A 26,999-nucleotide genomic window follows, 5' to 3' on the forward strand; every position below is an offset into this window, starting at 1 on the left:
AAATTGTTGAGTAAGGCTTTAAGCATGGGTTCGAAAATTCAATAACTTAGTTTTAGGGTGGTAGCATGAGGACGCCCAGCGTATACGTAGCCGAGGAGCTGATGCCGTTCCTCAGGGCAAAGATAGCGGAGAGGCTTTACCGTGAGGGGATGAAGCAGTCCCAGATAGCTGAGTATCTGGGTATAACGCAGGCGATGGTGAGCAAGTATCTCTCCGGCAGGTACAAGAGGCCTCCCGCTGAAGTTGCCGGAAAGTTGGAGGACATAGCCAGCGACGTTTCCAACCTTATCCTGTTTGGTGGGAGCAGGGAGGATGCCGTGCTCCTTGTGGCGAGAAGTGTATTCGAGCTCTTTCAAGACGGTTTCCTGTGCAGGTTCTACGCTGAATATGCAGGGGTAAGTGAGGAGGCGTGCCGCTCGCTGTTCTCAATAGGTTCCAGCCGCGGCGAGATACTTGAGGTTCTGAACATGGCGCTCAACGAGCTTCTCAAGGACGAAAGCTTTCCCTCACTCATCCCGGAGGTCAGGAGCAACTTTGCATATGCCCTTCCATCCCCGGGGGGCATTGAGGACGTCGCCGCCATCCCCGGGAGGATAACCGCCGTTAAGGGCAAGGCCTTTGCCCTGCCGCCGGAATTTGGAGCGAGCACCTTTACCGCGGGAATACTCGTAAAGCTGGCGGGCATCAGGCCCGACATACGGAGCGTTCTCAACATCAGATACGGGCCGGACGTGGAAAAGGCCATTGAAGCGGCCGGCTTCAAGGTCACCAGGGTAAAAACCGGCGGGCTGAGTGAGGAGGAGGCTGTGAGCACAATCGCGGAGGCCTTCCGTGAGGATTCCTACGATGCCGTTATCGACATCGGGGGCTTTGGTGTGGAGCCCCTCGTGTATCTCTTCGGAAAGCATCCCATAGAGGTCGTTGAGAAGCTCAAGAGGCTGGTGAAGAACCTTTGAGGCGAGGATTTCTTCTCCTCTACATACTCCTCCTTCTGTTTCTGAACCTGACCCCAAGGGTTCCGTCGTCGCCCGTGGCTAACGGGGATAAGCTGGTCCATTTGGTAGAATTTGTCGCTCTGGGCTTTTTTGGATGGCGTTTGTGGGCCTACCTCCTGCCCCTGCCGTTTCTCTTAGAGTTCCTCCAGCTCTTCGTCCCCGGGAGAACATTCTCCCCCGCCGACATGGCCGCAAACCTAATAGGGTTTGCCCTTGGAGTCCTGTTCGGGTGGTGGTATGAAGGTTCTCACGAGGGAGCTTCGCTTTTCCACAAAGGGGGAGATTGACCTGGTGGACATAACCCGGGAGGTCGAAAAGACCGTTGAGGAGTCTGGAATAAGAAACGGACAGGTTCTCGTCTTCGTTCCCGGGGCGACTGGCGCGATAGTCACGATAGAGCACGAGTCCGGTCTTTTGGAGGACTTCAAGCGAGCTTTGAGGGAGCTGATCCCGAAGGGCCAGGGCTACCTCCACGACAGGATAGACGACAACGCCCACAGCCACCTTCGCGCGACGCTCCTCGGCGCGAGCAAATGCTTCCCCGTCGTTGACGGCAGACTCGTGCGCGGAACATGGCAACAGATTTTCTTCGTCGAACTCGATGTGATACCGAGACACAGGCGCGTTATAGTGCAGGTTGTGGGGGAATGATGTCAAGGAGGAAAAATGGCACATCTTCCTTTTCGAGCACGATGACGTTCTTTGGGTATTTCCTATGGGCTTTTCCTGCCTTTACCTCAACCTTCAAGTCACCTGCTATCGCATCAACCTCGTAGGAATTCCTGTAATAGTAAACTTCTTCGAACCTCCGGTATAGATGCTCTTGGACGACCCATTCGTAGAGGGCTTCCTCTCTCAACTGAGCACCGCTCCAGACAGAGAAAAGCCGTGCTAAAAGCGGGTCTCTAAAGAAGAACTTCTTCTCCCGCTTGTAGAGTACCTGATCTCCCTGTTTGAGGTACGCTATCCCGAGCACATACAGCTCCCTAAAGAACTCGATGTAGTCTTGAACCACCTTGTAGGAGTAGCCTGAGGTAGCTTTAGCTAATGCCCTAAAGCTCGTAGCCGAAGGGGCGCTTCGGATTACTGCCGCCATGGTTTCTCTGGCTATCTCAAGGCTCTTTCCAAAACGGGCGAATTCTCCTATGTACGCTCCGAGAAGATCGTCCATGGGGAGGCCGTTGATTGATCCCGGGAAACCACCGGTTTTCAGGTACTCCTCAAAGAGTTTCAGCGTCTTTTTCCTGTGAAGTTCCGGTCTTTTCAGACCCATGACCTCAATGTATTCCCCGAAAGACAGTGGCATGACTTCAAGGGTTCTTCCTTTTCCTTTCCTTCCTGGGAACAGCTCTATGTCCCGCTTCACCCTCAGAGAGCTTGATCCAGTAACCGTGATCACGTCGTTCTCTAAGATGCCAGCATCAATGAGCGGCTTAATCCCCCTCCACCACCCTTCGAGTGATGAGGCCTCATCTAGGAAGACGTATCCCCTTTTGATGCCTCCCTTCTCCTTTAGTTCCTGGAACTCCCTTATCAAGGCTGAGAGCTCTCTATAGTCTGGAAGGATCTCAACGTTGATGTAGAGAACTGACTCAGGTGGATTTTCTTTCAGGAGTTCCTGGATGAGAAGTTTTATCCCCGTGGTCTTCCCCACCTGCCTCGGGCCGAGGACGAAGTTGAGCGAGAACGGTTCGAGTGAGAGCTCATCAATCCATTTAGGCCACCAATGGATTTTTTGCTCTCTCCAGCGCCTCGCGTGGTAGTCTTCCTTTCCTTCCCACCAGGGGTTCATGTAGCTCAAATCCCCGAGCCTCATACCAACACCTGAGAAGTTGTAGTTCTCACACCTTTATAAAGGTTGAGAATTGTGGGTTCTCAGGGTTTAAAAATAAAGGCCTAAATCCTGATGGAAATCTCTGCCTTGTCGTTTTTCTTGAGCTGGAGGAGGAGGAGAAGTCTTTTGCTGTAATCTCTGTACCTGAGGTACGAGATTATCCAGAGGACGAAACTGATAAGGCCTCCAAGGGAGAACACTATCAGAGAAACCGTGGTGAGCCAGTGGGGAACTCCGAAGTACAAGAGAATTGCCGTGCTTATTTCGAGAAGTATCCATTCAATGAGAAAACTAATGAACAGGTTGTAGGCTCTTTTAGTTGCCATGTTATAGGCCTCTTCCAGTTTTTCTTCTTTATTCTTAGTGTCTGCTATGCATCTCTCCATGATTTCATTGGGGTCCATGCCCGCGGTGAATTCATGTATGTCGTCAATCAGACCAGGACTATCACGGAGGCTCCGGAGGCAATTCCAAAACTAACCAGTGCGAGTACTGTTGTATCGGATAAGCCGCTAAATTTCCCCGAGAATATCACAATGTAAATGAAAATTCCGCCCAGTATTCCCCCCACAAGATATAGCGTTATGGTATCTTCTCTTGACCCAGCTTCTGTGTAGTCGCAAATTGTCATTTCCCTCCTCCCTCCGGGTATTTATAGATTTCCCTCCTCCCGGAGGGTATAATACGGGGCGAAGGCGTTAAATACCTGTGGACTTCAATATTAACGGGTGGGAAGATGGAGATAGTTATACCCGATGATGTTCTTGTATCCATCAAGCTCCCGAAGGGCGAAATTGAGAGGGAGCTGAAGCTTGAGCTGGCGTTGATCCTCTACTCAAGGGGTGCCCTTTCCCTCGGAAAAGCCTCCAAACTTGCTGGAGTTACGAAGAGGGAGTTTTTGGAGGAGCTTGCGAGGCGAAAAATCCCGAGGCATTACACCGAGAGAGAGCTTGAGGAGGATTTGGACTTTGCCCGTGGTTAGCAACTCCACTCCACTGATTCATCTTGCCAAGATGGGTAGACTTGAACTCTTAAGGGAGTTCTTTGGGGAAGTTCTTATTCCCGAAGCCGTCCACAGGGAGTGCGTTATCGAAGGGAAGGGTTCGAGGGATTCTGAAATCATTGAAAAGGCCGACTGGATAAAAGTTGTGGATATAAAGGACGAGACGCTAAAGAGGTCGCTTATGCTCGAGCTGGACGAGGGTGAAAGTGAGGCGATAGTTCTGGCGATTGAGAGAAAGGCAGACCTTCTACTCATCGACGACTACGAGGGAAGAGAAGTCGCGAGGGCGCTGGGACTGAAGGTTACGGGAACGATTGGCGTCCTGCTGAGGGCGAAGTTCAGGGGTGGGGTTTCCAGCATGAGGGAGGAGCTTGAAAAGCTGAAGGAAACCGGCTTCTGGCTGAGTGAGGAGCTTTACAAAAGAATTTTGGAAGAGGCCGGGGAGGGTTAGGTTTCTTTTGCTTTCAGCCCTTTAGCCATTGACTCGCCAAGCTTCTCGCCCATCTTCTCGGCAAGCCTTTCGAGCATTTCCTCCTGCTCGAAACGCTTGAGGCGGCGGTAGGAGATTATTGTTGAAGTTCCAGAGAGTGCGAGTGCTATTGGTATTAAGGTGAGGGCCCAGCGGTGTTCTTCCAAAACTCCCCTTAATGCCTCTGGATCGGAGTATAAGAGGATTGATCCAACTATGACACCTAAAGTTATCACAAGGCCAACATGAAACGCCTCTTCGACTCTCCCCTTCATGGTTGGTGGGTTAAAAATAGTTTCAATACCTCCAACTATGGCATACACCTCAAAGAAGACTAAAATAATAGCACCTATCATTCCGAGAAGTCCCATTCCCTCCTCCCTCCGGGTATTTATAGATTTCCCTCCTCCCGGAGGGTATAATACTGGAAGGAGGGCGTAGTTGTGTCATGACTTCTTAGAAACGCCGTGAAAAGGGGGTAATAACCCGCCCAAGTTCATCGGCTCCGCCTTCGGCGGCACTCCCCGGGCAGGGTAGGTTGGTCGTCATCCCTAAAAGGCTTCCGGTTGTTGGCATCTCTGCCTTAGAACATGGCAAGATTTTCAGAGGACGTGCAGTCACTAAAAATTAGTCTTTGAGATTATAAAGAAAGGAGTGGGGAAATCACTTCTTGAGCTTCTCGCACTTCTCGACGAACTCCTTGAGGATGTCCTTGAGCTTCGGCTCACCGATCTCCTCAAGCTCGTACCTGACGCGAACGGCCGGCTTGTTGAGCTTCATGACGCGGCGGAGGTCGATTGGGGTACCCATGATGACGACGTCGGCGTCGGCCCTGTTGATGGTCTCCTCAAGCTCCTTGATCTGCTTGGCGCCGTAGCCCATGGCCGGCAGGATGACGTCGAGGTGGCTGTACTTCTTGTAGGTCTCGACGATTGAACCGACGGCGTAGGGCCTCGGGTCGATTATCTCAGCCGCGCCGTACTTCTTGGCGGCGATGTAGCCGGCACCGTACTTCATGCCACCGTGGGTGAGGGTCGGGCCGTCCTCAACGACGAGAACGCGCTTGCCCTTGATGAGCTCCGGCTTGTCGACGTAGAGCGGTGAGGCACCGTCGATGACGATGGCGTTCGGGTTGACCTTCTCGATGCTCTCGCGGACCTTCTGGATGTCGTCCCTGTTGGCGGTGTCGATCTTGTTGATGATTATGACGTCAGCGGCGCGGAAGTTGGTCTCACCGGGGTGGTACTTGAGCTCGTGGCCGGGCCTGTGCGGGTCGGTGACGACTATCCAGAGGTCGGGCTCGTAGAACGGGAAGTCGTTGTTTCCGCCGTCCCAGAGGATTATGTCGGCCTCCTTCTCGGCCTCGCGGAGGATCTTCTCGTAGTCAACGCCGGCATAGACCACCATGCCCCTGTCGATGTAGGGCTCGTACTCTTCCCTCTCCTCGATGGTGCACTCGTGCTTGTCGAGGTCCTCGTAGCTGGCGAAGCGCTGGACGACCTGCTTCCTCAAATCACCGTAGGGCATCGGGTGCCTTATCGCTACAACCTTGTAGCCCATCTCCTGGAGGAGTTGAGCCACTTTCCTGCTGGTCTGGCTCTTTCCACAGCCGGTTCTGACTGCCGTAACGGCTATGACCGGCTTGCTGGACTTGAGCATGGTGCTCTTCGGGCCGAGGAGCCAGAAGTCGGCACCGGCGGAGTGAGCGCGAGAGGCTAGGTGCATGACGTGCTCGTGGGAGACGTCGGAGTAGGCGAAGACGACGATATCGATGTTGTGCTCCTTGATTATCTTCTCAAGGTCGTCCTCACTCCAGATTGGAATTCCGTTCGGGTAGAGCTCGCCGGCAAGTTCAGGTGGATAAAGCCTGCCCTCGATGTCCGGGATCTGGGTGGCGGTGAAAGCTACCACCTCATACTCGGGGTTGTCGCGGAAGAACACGTTGAAGTTGTGGAAGTCCCTACCTGCGGCGCCCAAAATGAGAACCCTCTTTCTCTTCTTTTCGGCCATGATGACCACCTCAAAAGTTTTTAATCTGGCACTGGTGTATCGTTTTTGGCATTTATAACGGTTTTTGTTTAACAATGCAAGCTTAACGCGTGGATTATTCGGTACGGCCATTATTGGACTGAAAAACCTTCAAGCACGGCTGGATAATCCCCGTTTGAATTTACCCGGGGGGTTGATAACCTAACGTATCTTATTACAGCCGCCGCAACAGTTAATAGGTCCTCCTCAAAGGTTTTATGATGCCTATGCCGTCGGTGGAGGTTAGAACACACACCGCCCTGCACGTGGTCAAAGGCGCGGTCGTTAAGGTTCTGGGTGAAAACGCCAAGTGGACGGCGAGCGTTTACGTGGACGGAAATCATGGAAGGCTGACCGTCAAGTTTGACAGGAAGCCAACGCCCGAGGAGGTTGCCGAGATAGAGCGCCTCGCCAACGAGAAGGTAAGGGAAAACGTCCCGGTTCAGGTTTACGAGTTGCCCAGAGACGAGGCCGAGGAGCGCTTCGGCGAGGACATGTACGACCTCTTCCCGATCCCGCAGGAGGTAAGAACCCTCAGGGTCGTCGTCATAGAAGGCTGGAACGTCAACGCTTGCAAGGAGGAGCATACCGCAACGACGGGGGAGATAGGGGCGATAAAAATCCGGAAGGTCAGGTTTAGAAGGAGCAAGGAGTTGCTTGAGATAAGCTTTGATGTGCAGTGAGGTGGGAACTTGATTGACCGCCTCGAAAGAGCCCTTCGATGGGCGGAGCAATTGAGGGCAGAATACATGGAGCTCAGGTTTGAGAGCGTTAGACTCTTGACCATCGACTATAGGGATGACAGATTGGATGCTTTCTCTGGAAGTCTGAGGGAGGGTATTGGGGTCAGGGTTCTGGCGGATGGTGCATGGGGATTTTCTGCGACCAGTAAATTCAATAACATTGAACGGGTGATTGATGAAGCCTATCGGCTTGCCAAAGCTGCCGCCCTGACCAAGAAGGAGAGAATTGAACTGGCGGAGATTAAACCGGTGCGGGATTTCGTAAAGAGCCAGATGAAGGTCAAGCCGTCCCACGTGGGCCTTGAAGAGAAAGTTGCTCACGTTGGGGAACTAGGCTCCCTGCTTTATGAAGACCCCGCTGTTAAATCCGTGTGGATTCATTATGAGGACGGTAGCGGGAGGAAGATTCTGGTAACGAGTGAGGGAACGGAAATCGAATGGGACTACAATTATCTCTTCCAGATGGCTACTGCTGTTGGTCGATCCGGTAACATCGTTGCCTCTGCGGGGGACAATATTGGAGGCGTTGATACTGGCTGGGAAATTTTTGAGATGAATCCAAACGATGAGGTTGCTGGGAGGATATTGGAACGTCTTCGTCCTCAATTTAGTGCAGTTAGGCCTAAACGGGGCGAATGGCCGGTTGTGCTTTCCCCAAAATTCTCGGCGTTAATGGCACATGAGGCGTTGGGACATCCTGCAGAAGCGGATCTAACCCAGAACTCGGCTCTTGAGGGTATTCTTGGCCAGGAGATAGCCCCAGAATTTGTGAACATGAGTGATGGTTTGATAGAGAACGGCTTTGGAAACGACAGATACGATGATGAGGGTGTCCCGGTTGAAAAGGTGGAGATTCTGAAGAACGGAATCCTGAATGAACTCCTGGTTGACAGAGAGTGGGCGTTTAGGCTGGGTATCGAGCCGAATGGCCATTCAAGGGCAGAGGATTACCGAAATCCCCCAAAGATTAGAATGAGGAATACCTTTTTTGAGCCCGGGGACTGGAACTTTGAAGAGATGATTGAGGACATAGGATTTGGCTATTACCTTGTCCTTCCTAACGGGGGCCAGGCCCAGCTCAACACTGCTTTTCAGGTTGGTGTCGCACTAGGGTACACGATACGAAATGGAGAGCTAGCAGAGCCCATAAAGGACGCCTCAATAACTGGAATCGCTGTTGAGGCTATCAAAAGGATATCCGCCGTTGGGGATGACTTTGGGTCTGCTCTGGGAGCATGTGGGAAGGGTACACAGATGGTGTGGGTCAGTTCAGGTGGGCCCCATATGAGGTTCGATGGGGGAATCCTGATGGGTTAGAGCGACTTGGTCCTGAGCCATAGCGCCCCGGCCATTCCGAAGTATGTTGGACAGGCGTAGGCAGAAGCTTTAAGCTCGAATTCAGCCTTTTTCATGGCTCCAAGCATTATCAGCATCTGCCAGTAGCTGTCAACCAGGGCTTTCCTCACGAGTTCCTCCGGGAGTTCTGGCAGCTCCTCAAGGCGGTTTTCGTTGATCAGCTCCATTATGAGTCTGTCGTACTCTTCGCTTTCTTTCACCTTTCCATATGGGCCGTTCGGATCGTGAGCGTGGCCATGGTCGGCGCTGATTATGAGGGCGACGTTTTTCTCCTCCATATCGAGCACGTCTCCGAGGACTTCGCCGAACCTCACGAGCGTTTCCCTCGAAACCCCGCGCGAGGGCGTTACGAGGACGAGCGGCCTCTTATCTAAAAAGCTCAGCGGGATCAGCTCCCCCCAGCTCAACGGCCAGCGTGAGTACTCACCGCTCAGTGCGGCGAAGTTCAAATCAACGACCGGCATTCCTGCCTCTTTCTCTGCTCTATAGATTTTTTCGGCCAGTTCTCTGTCCGTCTTCCACTCGCCGGGTATTTCCTTTCCCTCAAAGCCAAGCCACGAAACGAGGTTTTCGGCTAAAACAACGCCGAGATGGTCGCTCATACGGGCGTTGTGCGGGCTTACCAGGACGTAGGCATCAACGTTGTTGAATGTCCTTCCGATTTCCTTCAGAACCTCCGCGAGCTTTCTTGTTTCCTCATCTTCCGGCTCCAGAACGGGGTTCCCGTGGGGCATGAGGCCGATTCCAACGAGCATGCTATCACCGGTGTTGCTGTGTCCTTTCCCGTTTATACGTTTTGCCCGGTTTTACCCCTCGCTGTTTCCTTCTGGACTTTGAGCCGGAGTAAAGCTTATAAACATTTACACCGTTGTAAATGTTTGGTGGGTGGTGTGGATTTTGGGCTGTTGATGGAGCGTTATGGATATGCGCTCCTGCTCAGGCTCATGATTGCCCTCTCATTCGGCATTATGGTCGGGACGCTGCTCTTCTGGGGGTATTTCACCAACGGCATCGCTACATTCTTTGTGGGGCTTTATGCCGGAGTCATGCTCCTCCTGAAGCGCCTTTACGATCTCCTGTTTGCAGAGAACCCTGATTTGCTGTTCGAGAAAAACGAGGGGAACAGGCAGCGGGCGAGGCGCTTCTTCATGAACCACTTCTGATGCAGTTCTCCAGCTCTTCAAGCGGGCATTCTCCTATCCTCCCGGCCGGAGCGTTCTTCAAGGTTTTCAAACCGGAACCTGTAAGGATTGAGACGACCTTTGCACCCTCTGGCAGGTTCATCTTTTTGAGGGCCGCTATACCCGTTGCACTCGCCGGCTGGACGAAGAGGCCTTCGCCGGCGAGCTCTCTCTGGGCTTCGAAGATTTCCTTATCGCTCACTGAAACGCATTTCCACCCGAAGTCCCGCATGAGCTTCAGAACCGCGTTCCCGCTCGGCGGATAGGGGTTGGCTATGGCCTTGGCTATCGTTTTAGGACTCTCAAAGCGCTCGATTTTTTCCCTGCCATCCTTAAACGCCCTGCATATCGGTGAACAGCCCTCTGCCTGAACCGCCACCAGCTTTGGAAGTTCGTCGATGAGCCCGCCCTCATGGAGCTCGATGAAGCCTTTGGCTATTCCCCGGAAGAGCCCGCCCGAGCTGGTCGGAATCAGAACGTAGTCCGGGCTCAGTTCTTCGGCTATCTCGAAGGCGAGGCCCTTGTAACCCTCGATTCTGAAGGGGTTGTCCGAGTTCATGAAGTAGACGCCGAGTCTTTCTCCCAGCTTCAGGCTCTCGAAGTAGAGCCTTCCGTAGTCGCCGCGGACCCTGATGACCTCGCCGCCGTACACCGAAACGGCCTTCAGCTTCTCGTCGCTCGCGCTCTCTGAAACCAGAATCTTTGCCTTCAACCCAAAGCGGGAAGCGTAGGCCGAAACGCTCGCCGCCATGTTTCCGGTCGAGACAGTCCCAACCGCTTTGTAGCCGGCTTTGATGGCGTAGCTCATCGCCAGAAACGTCCCCCTGTCCTTGAAGCTCCAGGTTGGGTTTACGGTCTCGTTCTTGAGGTAGAGCTTCACTCCAAGCTCCTCACCGAGTCTCGACTTCACTAATGGTGTGTCGCCCTCGCCGAGGGAGAACTCCAGTGCCGGTTCCACCGGCCAGAAGTCCCAGAACCGCTCCCAGACGCTCTTTCCTATGTACGGTTCGCCGGTGGGCCTCTCGAACTCGACCGGCTCGCCGCATTCACACCTCTGAACCGGTTCCGCGTAGGTTTTTCCACAGATGGAACAGACCAGCTTCACATCACTCCCTCCTTTCGGCGATCAGGAGAACGGAGCTCCCGTCAATTCTTATCGTGTAGTTTGCGTAGGTGTTGCCCTCCGCGAGCTTGGAGATGGCTTCCCCAAAGGTCTTCGCGGCGTTCTCGCTTGAGAAAACTACCTTCCACTGGAGGAGGTAGGCACTCATGTTCTGGGTTAGGAGGAGCTTATCCCCGCGCCACGCACTTGAGACGTTCCAGGCGCTCTCGTCCTCAAGCTTCGCAACGTCCCTGAGGAGGAGGTAAACGTAGTACTCCCCGAGCCTGTCTTCCTTGAGGACGCGTGAGTTCGGCGGTGCGCTCAGAGTGACGTTGATGGGTGTAGTGTTTTCAAGGTACAGCTCCGGGTGCATGACCTGCTGTGCCGAGACCGGATAGTGACCATAGGCCTCGTTCACCAGCTCCCAGCCGCCTTTCTCGTAGAGGTACCTCACAAAGCGGTCGCCGAAGACGTAGGGGAAGATGTGCAGGTCAGCTAGGGGGTTCCCGCTCAGCGAGCGTATCTTGTATATGGGTATCCCGTTCCTCTCGCAGTAGAGGTCGGCGACCAGGTCGGCATCGCCCTCGATTAGTGACTGGACCGCTATCGTTCCGTCGTAGGTGTCGGCTCCATAGCGTGCATTGAACCACTGCTTCTGAAGCACGTGGACGCTCTCATGGGCTATCGTTCTCTGGGCAACGTCGAGGTTTGACATGAAGTTTTCCTGGATGATGTATATCGTGTCTCCGACCGTTGCGGCTATCCAGTTGGCGCTCCTCTCGGTTTCCTTTTTGATGTACTGGTAATCGGGCGGAAGGAGGAGGGTCATCTTGTAGGTCAGCTCTTCTATTTTCATCCTCTCGATGTCGGCTTTGCCGGGCTTCCATTTTGCCAGGGCTTCATCCTTGGTCAGAACGACTATCTTCGGCCTCTCCCTGAAGGTTAGGTTCCTTATCTCCTGAACCTGATCGAGAATCCCGTTTACCTGGCTGAGCACGCTGTTTGGAGTGAACGTTACCTTCTCAGCGATGTAGAACGTGGGCAGGAGAAGGAGTATGAGAGCGAGGACGGTTAGGATTCTCGAAGGCTTCTGCATGCTATCAACTCGAAAAGGGAATTAAAAAGGGCTCTGGTGCAACCTTTGAACATCACTCTTTGAACTCAACGAACTCCTCCTTCATGCCGTCCTTTGTTATGACGACGACCTGGACCTTCCTGCTGCCGGTGTAGACGTCCCTCTTTCCGGCCGTCCTGACGGCTCTGACCGCGAGCTCCTTTGCCTCCTCGACGCTCATGTCCTTCTTGAAGCCATCCTCAAGGACGGCTATGGCGAAGGGGCTTCCCGAGCCGGTTGCGGTGTAGTCGTCGAAGATGAGGCCGCCCATCGGGTCGAGGTTCGCCAGGGTCGGCTCCTCAACGTGGCCGCCTATGATTATCTGGACGAGGTAGGGGAACCACTTGTTCTCGTTGAGTATGTTGCTGAGCAGGTTTGCCATGGCCTTGGTGCTCATGGGCCTGCCCCATGTGAACTGGTAGTATCTGGCTTCGGCCTCAAGCATTCTCGCCAGGGCCTGAACGTCGCCAACGCTTCCCGCGGTGGTTATCGCTATCCTGTCGGTGATGGGGACTATCTTCCTGATGTTGAGGGTCTCGACCATGTGGTCGAGTGAGGCTTGAGTATCAGCGGCCAGAACGACACCGTCCTTGGCCTTTATTCCCACGGTGGTGGTGCCGGTTTTTTTCGTTTCCATTCTCTCACCCCTGACCCATCTTCTCACACCGGGTTTTAAACCTTTGCGAGTTCCGGCAGAATTACCCCCATGACATTTTCGCCTGTCCTTCAATTATTTGGTGTCATGACTCTTGTGCCGTCTCTCTCATTGCTCCGTACTCCCATGCGAGAGGACCCTCTGTTCGCATGGTGATAGCTGGGTGGGGCATTTTAAAAATAAAAATTGGGAATTTAGTTCTCTTTTCTTTCCCACGGGTTCGTAAATTCTACACATACACCTGTTCTTGGATTGCAGGGGGGAGATGACGATCCACCGTCCGTTATGACACTGAATACCACTGGAACGTTTACCTTTATCCTGTCCGTTCCAATATTTACACCTAAGACACTGTACATAGCGTAGCAGTTCTTTCTTGGTTTGATGTCCACATCGTACACTGCAATTGATACTGTGTTCATGTACTTATGAAATCCAAACGTCAAACTGAGTGCATTGGCAAGTTTTCCGAGGGTCGGGCTAATGCCCGCGAGATACTTTCCAGCGGCGTAGCCTATCGGAATGCTCAGACTTGACTTGGAGGAAAGCGAATTAGCCTGAAGTTGCTTTATGAATACTGCCTCCTCCCAGTTTCCAGTATTACCAATCCACTTTCTCTTCCATTCTGCCTCTCTTGGGATGCTCCAGATGTTAGGAGTCTTTGTAATTTTTGGAGGATTCTGTCCTGCGGATTTTTCGAACCTCCAGCCTTCTCCCAGTTCTTTAATGTTGTAATCTCCGGTGCTGTGGATTTTGATTGGGTATGTTTGTGCTATTTCTATGTCTACATGCCTTTTCATGAGTTTATCGTATGCGGGGACTTTGGCATGGGCCACTATATACTCTACCTTAATGCCAAGATACCTTTCCCAGGGACCCGAAGAAATAGGGACGGGGCCGTTGTTTTGTAGTACACATCAAGTGTCCATCCTTCGAAGCGATGTCCCTTGGATACGCTGAGAACTGTGAAGGGCCCCATGTCAATCCCAATCGTCCAGTAGCTGTAGGTGCTTTTGCTGAGCACAAGGTGCCAGTCAAAATCGACTTTCTCTGCGACTTTGTTTTCTATTTTTAGCCCCATCACTGAAACCCACTCGGTGAAGGTTTTTGATTTTGCCCTGCTTTCGAAGTAGAGGTCCCATTGGGGGTTGAGGCAGTACCTTCCTCCAAAGTCTATCCAGCCTCTTGGACATGAGCTCTTTGACTGGATTTGATAGCCTCCTTTCAGGTTTAGGATCTTTTCACTTTCAAGGTTGACCCTGCTCGAGGTTATGCTTTTCACTCCCAGCCTTCCATCCTTGGTAACGTAGAGTATTACCGGGGTTGGTGGAGCGTAGAGGGCTTTTTCACCCGTTGAGAGCTCTTTTATCCACTCTTGTCTCGGCACTTTGACGAAGGTCGGGAAGAAGCCGCCGGCTTTTCCCTTCTTCAGAACTTCAACGCTCCCGTTAGGCAAGGGGTAGTAGATGATGTAGTTGCCTGAGCCTTCAATTCTGTACACGTCATAGCCGAATATTCTGGTTACTGAGTCTTCGTTGCCTGCTGCGTAGTTTAGGGCACCTGCTGTGGTTCCTCCTAGGAGAATCAGCAGTAAAACCACTAACAAGGGTTTCTTTTTCACCATTGCAGATCCCATGTGGTATTGCCTATTTCAACTTATAAAATTTACTCTTTTAGATAGGAAAACTAAATGAGCCTTTCGCTCGTTTGGAGTCTGGGTAATAGGTAGAAAAAGAATATAACTGACATCCTTCCGGCTATCTCCCATACTAATCTTCAAATCCCTGCTATAAGAACTCTGTGACCATCGACCTCGGCTATCTTTGCCTTCACCCCGTAGACTTCCTCGATGGTTTCGGGCTTCAGCTCTCCCGGCTTCCCCTCCCAGTGCTTCCGCCCGTTGTAGAGGAGCATCAGCCTGTCAGCATAGCGGAGGGCCAGATTGAGGTCGTGGAGAACGGCTATGACAATTCTCTCCCGGCTCATTCCCTTAAGGAGCTCCATTATCTCAAGGGCGTGGTTTATGTCAAGGTGGCTCGTTGGCTCGTCCAGGAGAATCACCTCGCTACCCTGGGCTAAAGCCCTCGCTATCAGGGCCAGCTGATATTCACCGCCGCTCAGGGCTGTTATCTGCTCATTTCTACGTTTCCAGAGGCCGACCCTCTTCAGGGCTTCCTCCACGTTCCCCCTCGTTGCATAGGTGCCGAGCTCGACGAATTCCTCTATGGTGAAGGCGAACTCGGGGAACGAGCTCTGGGGGACATAGGTTATCAGTCTGGCCCTCTCCCTGGGCTTAAGCTCAAGCAGGTTCGTCCCATCGAAGGTCACCCTCCCCTCTGGCCTTAGAATCCCGACCAGGCACTTGAGGAGGGTTGACTTTCCGGCACCGTTGGGTCCGATTGTGGCTAAAAGCTCTCCCTTCTCGGCGGTGAACTCAACTCCCCTGAGGACTTCCTTCTCGCCGTAGGCGAAGGAAACTTTGACTTCAAGAGCCTTCATGAGTACAGCTCACCCCTCTTGTGCTTCATCAGGAGGTAGAGGAAGAAGGGCGCTCCCATGAGGGCTGTTATAATTCCAACGGGCAGTTCCATTGGCTTTGCAACCGTTCTCGCGAGTAAGTCAGCGGAAACGAGTAGAACGCCTCCGAAGAGGGCGCTCGCGGGGGTAAGGCTTCTGTGGTTCGGGCCGAGGAGGAGGCGCATTATGTGCGGACTGACGAGGCCAATGAAGCCGATTATTCCTGCGGTGGAGACGGCAAAGGCTGTCAGAAGGGTTATGGTTCCTATGAAGAGCTTGCGGTAGAGGTGAAGGTCGAGGCCGAGGGCGATGCTCTCTTCGCCAAGGAGTATCAGGTTCAGTTCGCGCCACTTCCATACGAGAAACCCGACGCCGAGGAGTGCAACGATAAACATCTCACCAACGTCGCCCCAGCTTGAGCCGTTGAACGTTCCCATTAGCCACATCCACGTTATATGGGCCCTCTCACCCTGGCTTATGATGAGGTACCACGTTATTGCGCTGGCTAGAAAGCCGTAGGCTATGCCTGCCAGGAGGAGCGTATCAACCGGAACGTGGCCGTCGACCCTGGAGACGGTGTAAACTACGAGCACCGAGAGAACCGCCGATATGAGTGCGAGTGTCCCCATGTGTGCGGGTGCGTAGATAGCTCCCAGAGCGGCGCCTATTCCAGCCCCGGCGCTCACGCCTATTATGTAGGGATCAGCCAGGGCGTTTCTGAAGAGCGCTTGGCTGGCAACGCCAGCAGAGGCGAGGGAAAGCCCGACCAGATATGCCAGAAGAACCCGGGGAAGGCGGAGCTCCCACACTATGATGAAAGCCTTCGGCCTCTCACCGGGGTTTATTGAGGGGAATAACTCAGACAGGGCTGATTTTACTCCATAGACCACACTGGCGGTTACGTCCGAGGGGGTCAGGCTGACGGAGCCGATGTAGATGCCGAGAAACCCGGCGATGAGCGAAAGTGCCAGCAGCGTCGGAAGCCACTTTTTCATGGGCATGGATTATTTGTCCACCCGTTTAAATCTTTCGGGCTAAATATAAATAGTTCGGAAGCGTTACTTTATGTTGGTGAGCGCGTAATGAATAAGCTCAAAGCGGTTTTTGTGGTACTGTTGCTGTCAGGTATGCTCCTTCCACCCGCCTCCTCAGCCGTGATAGTCTCGGAGCTGAGGCCGCCGATAATAATAGTGGGCAACGTTCCCAAGGATTTCGTCGTTGGCCCCTACGAGGAGTTCACCGTGTACTTCTACATAGCCGATGACTTTGGGGTCACGGTGGGTGAGGGCAAGGTTGAGGCATACTACAGAGTAAACGACGGTGACTGGAAGCAGGCCTATGTTAAAAAGGCCGCTGCCGGTGAGAACTGGTCGCTCTATCAGTCCATAATACGCCGCTTCTACGGTGAGAGTCAGGACTTCTACGTCTTCTACCGCAAGATAAACCTGCCCGGGGCACCGCCGGGGAGCAGGATAGAGTTCAAGATAGTGGTTACTGACGTTGAGGGGCACGTGTCATACAGTCCTGTCTACTCTTACTACGTTGCCAACCCAGATGGGCCGAAGGTTCTGATAGTTGACCCCTCGGTTGAGGCAATGGCCTTTGAAAAGTCCCTGGACTCGCTGATGGCTCAGTTCAACGTGTCGAGGAGCTTCTACCACTACAATCTATCGGACTTCGAGGCCGTTGCCAAGCCTTTAACCAGCCTGAAACCCTGGATGCTCTCGGACCATCACTGGGAGGGCCTGGCCAAGTACTACAACATAAAGATAGTCTCCCCCGATGAGCTCGCCGATGCCCTGCAGAGCTTCCAGCCTCAGGCGGTGATACTCTCGAACCTATGGCTTCCGGAGTGGGGCCTCTCCGAGGATCAGATTTCGGCCCTTGAGGACTACCTTGAAACTCACCACGCCGGCCTTGTGGTCACTGCGGGGACCCTATTCGATGCTACCAACCCCCAGCACGTCGGAGGTATAGAGGACCCACCGAGCCTGGCGAAACTCCTTGGCCTCGACCCGCTGGCCATTGCGGATGCGGCCAAGGGGGAACTAAACCTCACCCAGGCCTCGGCGATGGTTCCGTACGTAAACACCGGCTACTCACTGGTGCTCTCAGACAGGGGGCCGTTCAACGGCGGCACAATCGATGTTAGCACCTACTCCACCGTTGGATGGCAGTGCGTGCTTTCGCCAACCCATTTCGGCATAGCCAAGAGGAGCGTCTCACGCTTCGCCTCGGAGAACGGTCTCAGGATGAGGGAAATGGGCGAGTCCGTTAAGAACATCACCGGTGTGCAGTTCAACTTCTCGCTCTCGGCGTCGATGGTTCTGCCGGAGGTCATCTCCTCCATGGATGTTACGGACAGGGGTGTTGTGATTAGCCACAATGGCCTAAGGGTTGAGCTCACCGTTGAGAGGAAGCTCCTTGAGCGCGTCAGGCTCCTCCATGCCCTCAAGGGCTACGTCCCGATGCTCCTGGCCCGCACCGGCGACTACAGCGGTGGAATACTGGCCACCGAGGGGGACTACCGTGCCGTCTACAGTTCCTTGGAGCTTGAGGCCGGTGGTGCTGGGGAGCTCTCGGTTCTCAGGGAGCTGGTTGACTGGGTTCTTAACTACGAGCCCGTTCAGATGCCGGAGGTTGTTATCCTCGCCAACGACATAGACTGGGGCATCAAGGGCAACCTGCTGGCCTCACAGCTCGGTGCATTTGGCCTCTCGGTGAGGCACGTCACCGCCGACGATTTCGAGGCCTACAAGGGATCGAGGATAATCGTAATCCTCGGCGGGCCCGATGCTTACGACGGCGTTGGTGGCTACGTCAGGCAGGTTCTAACTCCCGGCGAGCAGAGTGCCGTGAGAGCCGGAGAGAGGGGCATGTTCGTCAAGACCAACGTCTGGACCGAAGGGCAGGTTGTCGTAGTCCTCGCCGGGCAGGACAGGTGGGCCACCGGAGGAAAAATAAGGGACTACATGAACGGCATCGACGGCTCATATCTGAGGATCCTGGCGACCTTCAGTGTCTCGGTTTCCTGAGCTTTCTTTTTTACTCCAGCGGGCTCCTCCCGTACTTCAGGAACACCCTCAGCTCGGGGCTTTCGGCCTTTATTATGTTGAGCAGTGCCTTCAGCTCGGCCTCGAAGGCCTTCTTCTCGATTTTCACTCCCTCGTGGGCCCTCTGGAGAGGTCTGAAATAGCCGTTCCTCTCGTGCCAGAGTATCTCGGCCAGCAAGTCGTCGTCTATCTTTCTGTTGCTCTGGAGGAGGTATATGACGCCGCCCTTCATGGTGCGGATGTAGGCCATTGGAACGCCGTTTTCTATGAAGTGCTCGACCTTGGGGAACCGCTTCCTCAGAACCTTGGGCATCCTGTGGCTTATGGCCTTCCCTCCCTGGGTTATTACGTAGTAGCCCGCCCTTTCCTCACCGTAGGTCTTCCTGAGGTATGCATCGAGATATGGTACGTCAACGATGTCTATGCCGAGCTTTTGGGTCAGTTTTCTGTTGTAGAAGCTCTTCGCTACGTAAACGAGGTCGAACTGGCCACTTCCCAGAAGCTTCTCCAGGGAATACAGGTACTCCAGGTAGCCGAGAACGACGTGGACGGCGTTTCTGGCGTCGTCAAGGCTGAGCTCTCGTTCTTCTCCGTACTCGCTTAAGAGCTCTCTAAATATCTCCTCGGCACTCCGCTCGCCTTTCAGATACTCATCTATGGTTCTCCCAGAAATTTTGAGGCCCCTCGGGGTGGTTCCCGCAAAGTCCCTTACTCTGTACCCCTCCATAGAATTGTAAAACTCTTCAAACTCGCTCAGCCTTTCGTCAGCTAGAATGACCCCGCCATTAATTTTCCCCTTTTCCCGAAGCTTCCCTTCAAGCTCTATGTAGTGTTCATCGAGCATCCCAATGAACTCCTCTATGAGCTCCTCCAGGGTTTTCCGTCCCAAGGCATTCTCTATTGTCGTCAGTCCCTTCACGCTCTCCGGATACACCGGCGGCCTTGTGAGCGAGCCGGTCAGCGTTCCGTCCATCATGACGTAGTCCACGTTGCCAATCTTCGCCGCGAGATAGCCCAGCTTGTTCTCAAGGGTCTCCATCTGGAGGCGGATTATCTGGTCGGATATACCCTGGTTATATAACATGGCGTTGGTGTAAACCAGCCTGTACGCCGGCCCGTTGCCGAAGGCGTAACTTGAGACAGCGTAGAAGATCGTCCCGCTGAGCCTCTGCTTTCCCTGGCTCCCATCGATGGCGTAGACCCGGCTCCCTCTCCTCTCCGGCAGCTCACGCCACTCTATGGTTTTCAGCTTTTCCTGCGCCTCGGCGTAGCCCCTCTGGAGCATCCGTTTTATCCTGTCAACGCTTTTCCTGTCTATGAGTCTGTATCCCATCGTCACACCCCCAGCTCGACCTCTTTGACCACAGAGACGCCGTTCTCAAGGCTCACCCGTATCACCCTGTCCGCTGCGTCTTTCAGCTCCTCGTCGTGCGAAACGACTATGACCTGAGGTATCTTCCGCAGGTAGCGCTGCATTATGTCGACGAGCCTTCTCCTCCTCTCGTCGTCGAGGTAGGGCGTCGGCTCGTCTAAGATGAGAAGGCTTATCTCGCCAGCTAAGTAGAGTGAGAGCGCCAGCCGGAAGGCCAGGCCGAGGGCTATCCTCTCCCCACCGCTGAGGAAGCCAAGGCCACGCTCCTTCCCGTTGTATATTACGCCAAGCCTTATCCTGTTCTCATCCGCCTTCACTGTAACCCCGGAGTACTTCTCCTCGGTCAGCTCCTCAAATATCTCGCTGGCTATCTCGCCGACCTTCGCAAGGGCGCCTTCCTTGAGCATGGCCTTGTAGCGCCTCACCTTCTCCCTGAGCTCCTGCACCCTCTCGCGGGCCTTCTTAAGCTCCTCAAGCTCCTTTGCCCTCTTCTTTCTGCGGTCCTTCTCCTCCTTGAGCTTCCTGAGGTTTTCCATGGTCTCGTTGCGCTTCTTCTCCAGGGCCTCCAGCTGGGCCTTCTTTCCGGCCAGCTCCTCCCTGAGCGAGGCGAAGGCTTCCCGGGTCTTTTCGTGTTCCTCCCTGCTGTAAAGCTTCTCTTTCTTTGAGAGCTCATCCATCAGTGCCTTCAGGGCTCTGTTCTCGGCATCCAGGCTGCGCTTTACATCCTCAAGCTCCAGTTTGAGCTTCTCTAAGTTTTTTTTCTCCCGCTCAAACTCCTCCTCGGAGTTCCTCAGTTCCAGGTAGCGCTTGTAGGACGGTTCGAGCTCGGCAAGCTTTTCGTCGAGCTCCCCTATCTTCAAGAAGCCCATTCCCTCAAGCTCTTCGTCGAGCTTCCTCAGCTTCTCCTCGATGAGATTGAGCTTTTCCTTCAAGATTTCCCTCTTCTTTTCGAGTACCTTTGCCTTCTCAAGCTCGGCCTTTACACCTTCCAGCTCGCCTGTGAGCCTGCTCAGTTCGTCTTTCACTCCCTCGTATTCCTCCGCCTTCTTCCTGAGCTTCTCAAGGTCGTATCCCTTCAGTCTCTCCTCAAGCTCGGCTATCTGGTCGAGGAGTCCTTTCTGCCTTATAAGCTCGCGCTCCTTCTTCAGAACCTTCTCTATCTTGACGAGCTCGCTCCTGAGCTCCCTCTCCCTCTCGTCGAGCTCCTTCAAGGACCGGGAGACATCTTTGAGCTCGGCCTGGTACTTCGCTATTATCTCTTTGCGGTGCTTCTCCGTCAGCTCCCTGCCGCAGACGGGACATCTGCCCTTGGCCTTTTTCAGATCCATTATGGCCCTGTTCCTCTCCTTGGCCAGGTTTTTCAGCCCGCCGCGCTCCTCGTTTATCTCGTTTAACTCAGCCTGTATCTCTTCCTTCCTCTTCTTTGCATCCTCGATCTCTTCGATGAACTTTTCTATCTCTTCCCTGGAGAGCTTGAGGCGTTTTTTGAGGTCTTCCAGTTGCGATGATAACGATCTGGCACCTTCATACGCTTGGGCGTCCTTTTCGAGCCTCTTGAGTTTCCTTTCGAGCTTGCCCCTCTCTTTCTCCAGCTCCTTGAGGCGCTTCTCCAGTTCGCTCAGCTCCTTGAGGCGCTCCTCTATGGCCGAAATCTGCGCCCTGTAGTTCTCGGCGAGCTTCTCGTTTCTGGCCTTCTCGTCCACATAGAGCCTCCTGAAGTTCGAGAGCTTCAGGTAGAGCTCGGCTTTCTCATTAAGTCCTTGGAACTCCTTCACCCGCTCCTCCAGCTCGTGCAGTCTTTGTTTGCTCTCAGCGATGCGTTTCTCAAGCCCCTCCAGCTTCGTCTCAAGCCGCTTTCGGTTCCCTTCCCTCTCCTTGACTTCGAGTCGGAGGGAGTTTATCTCCTTCTCCAGGGCATCAAGCTCCCTGAGCCTTTCCTCCACCCGTTCCAGTTCCTTCTCCAGCTTTGGAATCTGGGGTGAGAGCTCGTTTATCTCTTTGAGGGCGTTTGAAAGCTCCCTCTCCATCTCTCCGATCAGATCGTCGAGGTTTCCCGTGCTCTTGAGGTAGTCCTCCGTCGATTTTATCCTCCGCTCGATCTCTTTCCTAACTTCGAGGAGGTTCTTGTAGGCGTTCTCGTATTTTTCAAGGCCGAGGACCTGTCTGACCACCTTCTCCCTGCTCTCGTCGCTCTCAAGGATGGCGTCGATTTCGCCCTGCCTTATGTAGATCGCGTTGAGGAAGACGTCGTACGGGACGAGCCTCTCCATCCAGTCCCTTACAGCTTTCTGGCTCGTCTCCGTGGCATGCTTCCATGAGCTTCCGTCGTGGTACTTGGCGAAGGCCATTCCGCGGGTTATGTTCCTGTGGAGCTGATACTTGACGCCGTCCTTCTCGAAGAAGACCGTTATCTCCGTGGATTTTCCGCCCGCGCGGAGTACCTCCTCCTTTCTGAGGTCTTTGGGCTTGCTCGGCCAGTAGAGGCCGACGAGGAGCGCATCGAGGAGGGAGCTCTTTCCGGAGCCGTTCTGGCCGATTATAAGGTTTATCCCGCTCGTGAAGTTGACCTTCGTCAGTGAATGGGAGCGGAAGTCCTTGATTATGAGCTTTTCAATTCTCATCTCCACCACCGATCCAGGCGAGAATGCTTGTGGGCTTGCCCTTCGGCCTGGATTTTTCCACCTTTCGGGCCTTTTCAGGCTTCTTCTCTTTCTTTGGGGGTTTTCCCTCCTTGGCCGGAGCAGGCTCTTCGCGCTTCACCTCTCCGGGTTCTTCCGGCTTCCCCTCCCACTCGCCCAGGAACAGCTCGACGACGGTGTCGAGGGCATCGAACTTCTTCTCGCCGGTAAGGTCTATCGCCCTCAGCTCCGCCGGGGTGAAATACTCGGCCGGCTTGGGTACACCCTCGCCTTTAACGGCCTTGCCCTTCCTCTCGAAACGCGTTCTCAGGTAAAGGTACTTGACCTCAAGAATCTCCTGGAAGTGGGAAACGTCGTAGGGCTTTTCCCAGCGCAGGTCGAGCCTTACGAAGGCTTCCCTTGGTATCTTGCCCCTGAGGCGCTTCAGTTCCCTCTTGGCGGTCTCCTCGTCGGCCTTCATTTTGATGTCTATGAAGGGCCTCACCTTCAGCTCGATGAACCTCGGCTTGAAGTCCTCGACTATGTAGAAGCCTTTCCTCGCGCCGGCTTCCGGGGTGAAGCTCCTCCCGTTCCAGCGGTACCTGAACTCGTAGTCCCCGAAGTCCCAGCGCTGGAGCGAGCCCGGATAGACCAGCGTCCCTATGTCGTAGCTGGTCTCAAAGTTCCTGTGGATGTGGCCGAGCGCGTAGTAGACGTAACCCTTCGGCAGGTCTTCCATCCTCAGCTCGAAGTAGTCGCGCTGGCTCTCGGGGATTACCCCCATCATCTTCTCTATGAGCTCCTTTATCCCCTGGTGGAGCATCAGGATTGCATCGCCTTCCGGCCTGAAGATTTCCTCCAGATGGTTGCGCTCAAGCCATGCCGCGCTCATGTACTTCAGCCCGTGAATCTCGACGGTCTTCCCGCCCCTCTCAAAGACGCCCTTAACGAGGTATTTGCCCCCAAGCCTCTCGCTCGTTAGATACTCGTTCTCGACCTTCTCGTCCCTCAGACCGACGAGATGGAGCAGACCGAGCCCCTCAAGGAGATGATAGGCCGAGACCTTCCTCTGCGTTCTGTCGTGGTTTCCCTCTATCGCGAAGACCGGAATTCCGGCTTTTCTGGGCTTTTCCAGCACCTCTATAGCGGTCTTTATGGTCTCCGGACTGGGCCGGCTTGAGTGGAACAGGTCGCCGGCTATGAGAATGAAGTCCACTTCCTCCGCCACGGCCCTCTCCATTGCCTCCCTGAAGGCCTGGGCAAACTCCTCGGCACGGTATGGAAGGCGGTACTGCTCGAAGCCGAGGTGGACATCTGCCATGTGGGCGAACTTCATGACTTTACCCTCCTTTTGGCTCTCTGAGTGTGTTGATGGCTTTAAGAGCTTGTCCAGGAGTTATCCTGCCGAGTTCGGTCCCGTCGAAATCGGAGTCAAAGCTGACTATCTTCAGGTTGTACAGTTCCGCAAGCCTGTACTGATAGGCATCGTCGAAATCCAGGTTGAACCTTTTCATCACATCAACTAGCCCTCTAAACTCCAGAGGGGGCAGTCGCAGAAGTGTAAAGCCACCGTTCAGGGTTATGTCTTCGACAAACTCCGGGAAGATCTCCTCCTTCCCTGCCCGTGTCATAATGATGCCTATTGAGTACAGTGTGAAATCAGAGAGATATATGAACTCCGACGGCGTTTTCCTGAGAAACTCCTCGGCAGTATCTGAGTTCTCCTGTTCCAGCAGAATCTCAAGGAAAACGTTGGTGTCCACCAAGAACATCAGCCCCACCATTCAACTGCCTTGTGCTGGAGTTCAACTGAAGTATACTCATCCTTCAGCTCCCTGAGGGCACCTTTCCACTTCATCTTGGGCCCCTTGCCCCTCTTGGAACCCCTCCTTTCAAGGAGGAATTCGATGTAGTCCAAGACTTCTCGCTTGAGTTCATCGGGAAGCATATCAAAGAGCCTGTGTGCATCCTCCATGATACTCACCTCCTGTTAGAAATCAACCTCTATGCCCTCCTCCTCGTAGAGCTCCTCCTTCTTCTCCTCCGCCCTTTCGCGCTCTGCCCTTTCCCTCCAGCGCCTCACGACGCCTATGTCTTCTCCGCCGTAGTCGCCGCCGAGGGCCTTGAAGTTGTGTATCTTCACCAGCGCGGGCAGGCTTATGGCCTGGCCTACTATCACCGCCTCGCCCTTGCCGAGGCCGGCTATGTCTCCTATAAGCTCCCCGCTCAGCTGTTCGCTGGCCTTTATGACGTAGTTCTGGTCGTTCGGATTCACGATGCGCATTATAATCTTCGTGTTCGTCTGGCTCAGCACGTCCTCGTTGAGCCTGCTCGGCCTCTGGGATACGAGCCCCATACCGACGCCGAACTTTCTCCCCTCGCGTGCTATCCTCCCGAGTATCCTCACGGTTCCGCCCTTTTCGCCGTGTGGTGCGAAGATGTGTGCCTCCTCTACTATTATGAGTATAGGTTCTGAGAGGGCCGGATAGCTCGCCTCAACCGAGCGGATAAACTTCTCAAGCTCCTCCACCTCTTCCGAAACGGCCGAGATTTTGCTTCCGTACTTTCTCCTGAGGTATTCAAGTCTCTTCCTGGCCTTCTCGTAGTCCATCCTGGTTTCGAACATCTTTTCGAGGAGCTTTGCCGCGACAAGCTTCATCTGGCCCTCGTCGAGCGGTCCGAGGTCTATGACGTTCACCATACCGGCTCTGATGGAAGCCACTATGTCCTCACTTGAGAGCAGATGGCCGTAGTTCCTCAGGAAGCGGGATATCTTCATCGTGAGCCTCGTTATCGTTTCCTTTTCGGCGGCCTTTATCTCGCCCAGGTCGCGGTACTTGCCGGCGTGGGGATCCCAATAGCTTCCGCCGGCGTTGGCCACCCAGTTCTGGAGCAGGTCGAGGACGGCCTTTACTATCTCCCTTCCACCGAGGTTGGGGTTCTCGTGGAGAACGGTGTCCCAGGCGCGGAGCAGATAGGAGCGCTGTATGGTTGCGTTGCTCCCTATCTCCATTAGGTCGGCCAGCTCCTCGCCGTCCATCGTCTCCGGCTGGATCCTTGCCTCGATGAGGTTGACGTACTTTGTGCCCGTGTTTGGAAGGCTCAGGCGCATGTAATCGCCGTGCGGGTCTAGGACTACGACCGTTCCCCTCAGGTCTTCCACCATCTTCCAGAGCATTACCGAAACGGTGTTGCTCTTGCCCGCTCCGGTAACGGCTAAAACCGCGAAGTGCCGCGAGACCAGCTCGTCGGCGTTGAGGTATATCGGCACGTCGTCCCTCAGGAGCAGGGTTCCAACCTCGATGAAGCCCTCTCCGCCGTAGTAGATAGCCCTGAGGAGGTCGGAGCTGGCTATGTAGACCTTGTTTCCGTTGGGAACGGGAACGCGGTTGGGAACTATCTCCGCTTTCTCGCCCCTGAACTCTACCCTCCCCAGCACGTGGACGGTAACTATAAGTGCCTCGTTCTCGCCTATGCTCTCCCCGTACTCCCTCAGATCGAGATCGAGGCTCGCGAAAGTGCTCTTGCCCTCGCTGAGGAGCCAGTTGATATTTTTAATCCCTCTGATGGTGCCTATCACCCACTCGTCACCGTTCCAGCGGCAGTTCCTGTCCTTCGCCTCCTTGCACAGCCTTGCAACGACGAAGTCTCCAAACTTGAGGTCGCTATCGGGATGAGCGTAGAACTGGAAGGAGTTAACAGTGGCTTCACCGGTCACGATTCCAACCGGGTTGTTAAGGTCTTCGGCTATGCGCATAACATCACCTATCGGTTGACTTGGTTTTCGGGGGCTTTAAACTTTACTCCAGAAAGTAGGGGGAGAATCAGCCAGGAATCCGGTCATCATCCCGCGGTCAGGTTCGAGAGTGCTCATCACGTGGGGTGGCCACCCCGGATGAAGTCTTCCTCAAGTCTTAAAAGCTTTGGCGCGTAGCTTATAACATGAGCGTATCCGTTAGGGAAGCCGGTGGGAGGATTCCCCTGGCGATGGTCGTTATAAGGCCTGCGAAGCTGTTCGACATACCCGACGTCGTCAGGATAGAACGGCTCTCATTCCGCGAGGAATATCCGAGGGGGGTTTTTCTCGTTTTTCTTGAGAACAATCCGGACACGTTTCTGGTTGCTGAATACAGGGGGAGGGTCATCGGCTACGTGATGGCCTATCTGAGGCCCGACCTGGAAGGGCATATAATGAGCATCGCCGTTGACCCCCAGTACAGGGGTAGCGGCATCGGTTCGGCCCTGCTGAGTGAGGTAATCGAAAGGCTCATAAAGAAGGGTGCCCGCTACATAGGCCTGGAGGTTCGTGTGAGCAACGAAAGGGCCATAAAGCTCTACGAGCGCTTTGGGTTCAAGCGCATAAAGCGCATAATCGGCTACTACGCCGACGGCGAGGACGCCTACTACATGCTCCTGCCGGTGGATGAGTGGGGTGGAAGGAATTGAAGGAGCCGATAATCTTCCAGCTCAGCGGTGACAGGGTCTTTAGCGAGCGTGAAAAGGCGATAAACCAGTTCTACAACAAGCGTTACTTCGGCGAGGTCGTGAACGGGAAGCTCTTTCTCTCGCTCATAGAGGCCGCTTACCTGATGGAGAAGGGCAAGATAAGGGTCTTCGACGGCGAAAAGGAGCTCTCTTTCAGAGAACTGGTCAAACTCGGAAGGAAAAGGGACGAGCAGTTCGACATAAAGCTCCTGGTTTACACCGACCTGCGCGATAGGGGATACACGGTAAAGTCCGCCCTCAAGTTCGGCTCCCACTTCCGCGTTTACAGGCGCGGGATGGACGAGCACTCCCAATGGTTGATATGGGTGGTTCCCGAGAACATCCGCTTTAGCCCCAATGATATAACGGCGCGCGTGAGGGTTGCCCACGGCGTGAGGAAGAACATGGTCCTGGCTGTCGTTGACGAGGACAACGACGTGGTGTACTATAAAATAGAATGGGTGAAGTTCTGAA

At 54.1% G+C, this 26,999-nt stretch carries 28 protein-coding genes and 1 pseudogene; 11 read left to right on the forward strand and 18 right to left on the reverse strand.

Translation table 11 applies throughout. The features are described 5' to 3' along the window. Nucleotides 1-65 precede the first annotated feature (65 nt). From NUS69_RS10415 to NUS69_RS10425, 3 genes are read left to right on the forward strand one after another with little or no spacing between them, the layout of a single operon-like run. Nucleotides 66-956 (forward strand): thiamine-phosphate synthase family protein, encoded by an 891-nt coding sequence (locus NUS69_RS10415; RefSeq protein ID WP_258083676.1) that lies wholly within the window; start codon nucleotides 66-68, stop codon nucleotides 954-956. Continuing rightward, the gene (locus NUS69_RS10420; protein ID WP_258083677.1) at nucleotides 953-1,282 is read left to right on the forward strand and encodes a VanZ family protein; all 330 of its coding nucleotides are present in this window, start codon (nucleotides 953-955) and stop codon (nucleotides 1,280-1,282) included. Before NUS69_RS10415 ends, NUS69_RS10420 begins: the two co-directional genes overlap by 4 nt. After that, nucleotides 1,233-1,646 carry a secondary thiamine-phosphate synthase enzyme YjbQ gene (locus NUS69_RS10425; protein WP_258083678.1) on the forward strand — a complete coding sequence of 138 codons (414 nt, stop codon included), beginning with the start codon at nucleotides 1,233-1,235 and terminating at the stop codon, nucleotides 1,644-1,646. The genes NUS69_RS10420 and NUS69_RS10425 overlap by 50 nt, the downstream gene beginning before the upstream one ends. Here NUS69_RS10425 and NUS69_RS10430 read toward each other — a convergent pair. Then, nucleotides 1,621-2,811, reverse strand: a complete 1,191-nt coding sequence (locus NUS69_RS10430) for an ATP-binding protein (RefSeq protein WP_258083679.1) — start codon at nucleotides 2,809-2,811, stop codon at nucleotides 1,621-1,623. The genes NUS69_RS10425 and NUS69_RS10430 overlap by 26 nt on opposite strands. An 80-nt stretch (nucleotides 2,812-2,891) precedes the next feature. Continuing rightward, on the reverse strand, nucleotides 2,892-3,155 hold the full coding sequence (locus NUS69_RS10435; RefSeq protein ID WP_258083680.1) for a hypothetical protein: 264 nt from the start codon (nucleotides 3,153-3,155) through the stop codon (nucleotides 2,892-2,894). A 410-nt stretch (nucleotides 3,156-3,565) separates the two neighbouring features. On the opposite strand from NUS69_RS10435, the gene NUS69_RS10440 reads away from it, so the two are divergent. Both NUS69_RS10440 and NUS69_RS10445 read left to right on the forward strand, forming a co-directional pair. Then, nucleotides 3,566-3,811 (forward strand): UPF0175 family protein, encoded by a 246-nt coding sequence (locus NUS69_RS10440; protein ID WP_258083681.1) that lies wholly within the window; start codon nucleotides 3,566-3,568, stop codon nucleotides 3,809-3,811. After that, on the forward strand, nucleotides 3,804-4,283 hold the full coding sequence (locus NUS69_RS10445) for a DUF3368 domain-containing protein (RefSeq protein WP_258085103.1): 480 nt from the start codon (nucleotides 3,804-3,806) through the stop codon (nucleotides 4,281-4,283). Before NUS69_RS10440 ends, NUS69_RS10445 begins: the two co-directional genes overlap by 8 nt. Here the strand turns inward: NUS69_RS10445 and NUS69_RS10450 are convergent. Then, the gene (locus NUS69_RS10450) at nucleotides 4,280-4,672 is read right to left on the reverse strand and encodes a hypothetical protein (RefSeq protein ID WP_258083682.1); all 393 of its coding nucleotides are present in this window, start codon (nucleotides 4,670-4,672) and stop codon (nucleotides 4,280-4,282) included. The two genes, NUS69_RS10445 and NUS69_RS10450, sit on opposite strands and share 4 nt — an antisense overlap. A gap of 292 nt (nucleotides 4,673-4,964) precedes the next feature. After that, nucleotides 4,965-6,311: a cyclic 2,3-diphosphoglycerate synthase gene (locus NUS69_RS10455; RefSeq protein ID WP_258083683.1), complete on the reverse strand. Its 1,347-nt coding sequence runs from the start codon at nucleotides 6,309-6,311 to the stop codon at nucleotides 4,965-4,967. A 245-nt stretch (nucleotides 6,312-6,556) separates the two neighbouring features. On the opposite strand from NUS69_RS10455, the gene NUS69_RS10460 reads away from it, so the two are divergent. After that, a complete protein-coding gene (locus tag NUS69_RS10460; RefSeq protein WP_258083684.1) occupies nucleotides 6,557-7,012 on the forward strand; it encodes an alanyl-tRNA editing protein in 456 nt (151 codons plus the stop codon). A 12-nt stretch (nucleotides 7,013-7,024) separates the two neighbouring features. Beyond that, a complete protein-coding gene (locus tag NUS69_RS10465; protein ID WP_258085104.1) occupies nucleotides 7,025-8,389 on the forward strand; it encodes a TldD/PmbA family protein in 1,365 nt (454 codons plus the stop codon). Here NUS69_RS10465 and NUS69_RS10470 read toward each other — a convergent pair. Continuing rightward, a complete protein-coding gene (locus tag NUS69_RS10470; RefSeq protein ID WP_258083685.1) occupies nucleotides 8,386-9,183 on the reverse strand; it encodes a DODA-type extradiol aromatic ring-opening family dioxygenase in 798 nt (265 codons plus the stop codon). The genes NUS69_RS10465 and NUS69_RS10470 overlap by 4 nt on opposite strands. 126 nt (nucleotides 9,184-9,309) lie before the next feature. On the opposite strand from NUS69_RS10470, the gene NUS69_RS10475 reads away from it, so the two are divergent. Continuing rightward, nucleotides 9,310-9,591 carry a hypothetical protein gene (locus NUS69_RS10475; protein ID WP_258083686.1) on the forward strand — a complete coding sequence of 94 codons (282 nt, stop codon included), beginning with the start codon at nucleotides 9,310-9,312 and terminating at the stop codon, nucleotides 9,589-9,591. Here NUS69_RS10475 and thrC read toward each other — a convergent pair. From thrC to NUS69_RS10510, 7 genes and pseudogenes are all read right to left on the reverse strand, one after another. Further along, nucleotides 9,575-10,714: a threonine synthase gene (gene thrC / locus NUS69_RS10480; protein ID WP_258083687.1), complete on the reverse strand. Its 1,140-nt coding sequence runs from the start codon at nucleotides 10,712-10,714 to the stop codon at nucleotides 9,575-9,577. The genes NUS69_RS10475 and thrC overlap by 17 nt on opposite strands. 1 nt (nucleotide 10,715) lies before the next feature. Then, nucleotides 10,716-11,807 carry a hypothetical protein gene (locus NUS69_RS10485; RefSeq protein WP_258083688.1) on the reverse strand — a complete coding sequence of 364 codons (1,092 nt, stop codon included), beginning with the start codon at nucleotides 11,805-11,807 and terminating at the stop codon, nucleotides 10,716-10,718. 52 nt (nucleotides 11,808-11,859) lie between these two features. Next, entirely contained in the window at nucleotides 11,860-12,462 is a 603-nt protein-coding gene (gene psmB / locus NUS69_RS10490) for an archaeal proteasome endopeptidase complex subunit beta (RefSeq protein WP_258083689.1), read from the reverse strand. A 212-nt stretch (nucleotides 12,463-12,674) separates the two neighbouring features. Beyond that, nucleotides 12,675-13,316, reverse strand: coding sequence for a hypothetical protein (locus NUS69_RS10495; protein ID WP_258083690.1), 642 nt, complete (start codon nucleotides 13,314-13,316; stop codon nucleotides 12,675-12,677). A gap of 8 nt (nucleotides 13,317-13,324) precedes the next feature. After that, nucleotides 13,325-14,116, reverse strand: a complete 792-nt coding sequence (locus NUS69_RS10500; protein WP_258083691.1) for a hypothetical protein — start codon at nucleotides 14,114-14,116, stop codon at nucleotides 13,325-13,327. 140 nt (nucleotides 14,117-14,256) lie between these two features. After that, nucleotides 14,257-14,910 (reverse strand): annotated as a pseudogene (locus tag NUS69_RS10505) (ABC transporter ATP-binding protein); the annotation flags it as partial. Between the two features lie 65 nt (nucleotides 14,911-14,975). Continuing rightward, nucleotides 14,976-15,992, reverse strand: a complete 1,017-nt coding sequence (locus NUS69_RS10510) for a FecCD family ABC transporter permease (RefSeq protein WP_258083693.1) — start codon at nucleotides 15,990-15,992, stop codon at nucleotides 14,976-14,978. Nucleotides 15,993-16,079: 87 nt separating this feature from the next. Here NUS69_RS10510 and NUS69_RS10515 point away from each other — a divergent pair, with 87 nt between their 5' ends. Next, nucleotides 16,080-18,032 carry a hypothetical protein gene (locus NUS69_RS10515; protein WP_258083694.1) on the forward strand — a complete coding sequence of 651 codons (1,953 nt, stop codon included), beginning with the start codon at nucleotides 16,080-16,082 and terminating at the stop codon, nucleotides 18,030-18,032. Between the two features lie 10 nt (nucleotides 18,033-18,042). Here NUS69_RS10515 and nurA read toward each other — a convergent pair whose 3' ends face one another. The 6 genes from nurA to herA are packed head-to-tail and all read right to left on the reverse strand — an operon-like array spanning nucleotide 18,043 to nucleotide 25,797. After that, complete coding sequence (nurA, locus tag NUS69_RS10520; protein ID WP_258083695.1) at nucleotides 18,043-19,383, reverse strand: DNA double-strand break repair nuclease NurA; 1,341 nt, start codon at nucleotides 19,381-19,383, stop codon at nucleotides 18,043-18,045. 2 nt (nucleotides 19,384-19,385) lie between these two features. Further along, nucleotides 19,386-22,043 carry a DNA double-strand break repair ATPase Rad50 gene (gene rad50, locus NUS69_RS10525; protein WP_258083696.1) on the reverse strand — a complete coding sequence of 886 codons (2,658 nt, stop codon included), beginning with the start codon at nucleotides 22,041-22,043 and terminating at the stop codon, nucleotides 19,386-19,388. Continuing rightward, on the reverse strand, nucleotides 22,033-23,376 hold the full coding sequence (gene mre11, locus NUS69_RS10530) for a DNA double-strand break repair protein Mre11 (RefSeq protein ID WP_258083697.1): 1,344 nt from the start codon (nucleotides 23,374-23,376) through the stop codon (nucleotides 22,033-22,035). The genes rad50 and mre11 overlap by 11 nt, the downstream gene beginning before the upstream one ends. A gap of 4 nt (nucleotides 23,377-23,380) precedes the next feature. Further along, nucleotides 23,381-23,812: a type II toxin-antitoxin system VapC family toxin gene (locus tag NUS69_RS10535; protein WP_258083698.1), complete on the reverse strand. Its 432-nt coding sequence runs from the start codon at nucleotides 23,810-23,812 to the stop codon at nucleotides 23,381-23,383. Continuing rightward, complete coding sequence (locus NUS69_RS10540; protein ID WP_258083699.1) at nucleotides 23,812-24,015, reverse strand: DUF2281 domain-containing protein; 204 nt, start codon at nucleotides 24,013-24,015, stop codon at nucleotides 23,812-23,814. Before NUS69_RS10540 ends, NUS69_RS10535 begins: the two co-directional genes overlap by 1 nt. 15 nt (nucleotides 24,016-24,030) lie before the next feature. Then, on the reverse strand, nucleotides 24,031-25,797 hold the full coding sequence (gene herA, locus NUS69_RS10545) for a DNA double-strand break repair helicase HerA (protein WP_258083700.1): 1,767 nt from the start codon (nucleotides 25,795-25,797) through the stop codon (nucleotides 24,031-24,033). Between the two features lie 185 nt (nucleotides 25,798-25,982). Here herA and rimI point away from each other — a divergent pair, with 185 nt between their 5' ends. After that, nucleotides 25,983-26,486 (forward strand): ribosomal protein S18-alanine N-acetyltransferase, encoded by a 504-nt coding sequence (gene rimI / locus NUS69_RS10550; RefSeq protein ID WP_258083701.1) that lies wholly within the window; start codon nucleotides 25,983-25,985, stop codon nucleotides 26,484-26,486. Continuing rightward, nucleotides 26,483-26,998 (forward strand): tRNA-intron lyase, encoded by a 516-nt coding sequence (gene endA / locus NUS69_RS10555; protein WP_258085105.1) that lies wholly within the window; start codon nucleotides 26,483-26,485, stop codon nucleotides 26,996-26,998. The genes rimI and endA overlap by 4 nt, the downstream gene beginning before the upstream one ends. The last annotated feature ends 1 nt before the right edge of the window (nucleotide 26,999 follow it).

This window comes from Thermococcus thermotolerans, from assembly GCF_024707485.1.
GTDB classification, from domain to species: Archaea; Methanobacteriota_B; Thermococci; order Thermococcales; family Thermococcaceae; genus Thermococcus; species Thermococcus thermotolerans.